Here is an 897-nt window from a genome sequence, read left to right on the forward strand (position 1 = left end):
TGTTCTTCGCCAGATCCAGCCCGATCATGCTAACCTCCGACATGGATGCCTCCTCCTCGAATGGCGTTTGTCGATATACCCATTCTGGCACACCGATGCCGCCGGAGGGGGCGTCCACCCCATCGGGTCCACTTCAGTGGACTTCGCCGACCAGGGCCGCGCGCGCGTCATGCGCGTTAATGAGGGCGTTCTTCGTGTTTACGGGGAACAGGGAACGGGCCTTTTCCTGGGCGCGGAGATGATCGCGCCGCGCGGCGAGCATCTGGCGCATCTGCTGAGTTGGGCCGCCCAGAGCCGGCTGGACGTGCCCACGATGCTCGACATGCCGTTCTACCACCCGGTCATCGAGGAAGGTGTGCGGACCGCGTTGCGCGATCTGTGCGCCAAACTGCGGCTCCGCCCGGCGCCGCCACCGCGGTCGATCGATTGCGGGCCCGGCAGTTGATCCCTGTACCACCGCATGGCGGGTCGGGTAGCCGGTCAAGATACACGCTCTGATTTGGCCTACGAGCCGACAGTCAGGCACGTAAAGCGCCATTCAGCATGAGGAACGCCGAGGATGCCGTTCCGTTCTTGGCCTCGAACATGGATCGCGGGAACTGATGGCCAGGAGCATTTCTCGTGCATTGCCTCGAACGCTTCCGGGTCACTTGGGCTACATAGCCCAGCGCAGCGCGCCGGGTTCGTCACCGTATAGAGTGCGTCGCCGCCGCGCACACGCTCGATCGAAGGTGCGGCACACCCGGCAAGCATGACGATCAGGCCTATCAAGGCATAACGCATCGCCTGTCTTCCTTCGGGCGGATAAGCTTGGCCCGCCAACCGGCGACAGCGTTGGCATCTGAGCGCGATCGCGTGCCATCCCGGGAATTTGTTGGCGTTCAGCCAGTAGCGGCG

2 protein-coding genes are annotated in these 897 nt (G+C 63.8%); one reads left to right on the top strand and one right to left on the bottom strand.

The features are described from left to right. Positions 1 to 67 precede the first annotated feature (67 nt). Positions 68 to 445, top strand: coding sequence for an oxidoreductase dimerization domain-containing protein (locus CKO28_RS27745; RefSeq protein WP_274611112.1), 378 nt, complete (start codon positions 68 to 70; stop codon positions 443 to 445). 59 nt (positions 446 to 504) lie between these two features. Here CKO28_RS27745 and CKO28_RS27750 read toward each other — a convergent pair. Continuing rightward, on the bottom strand, positions 505 to 897 hold a 393-nt coding region (locus CKO28_RS27750; protein ID WP_207168971.1), incomplete at its 5' end, for a hypothetical protein.

Source organism: Rhodovibrio sodomensis (assembly GCF_016583645.1).
GTDB classification, from domain to species: Bacteria; Pseudomonadota; Alphaproteobacteria; order Kiloniellales; family Rhodovibrionaceae; genus Rhodovibrio; species Rhodovibrio sodomensis.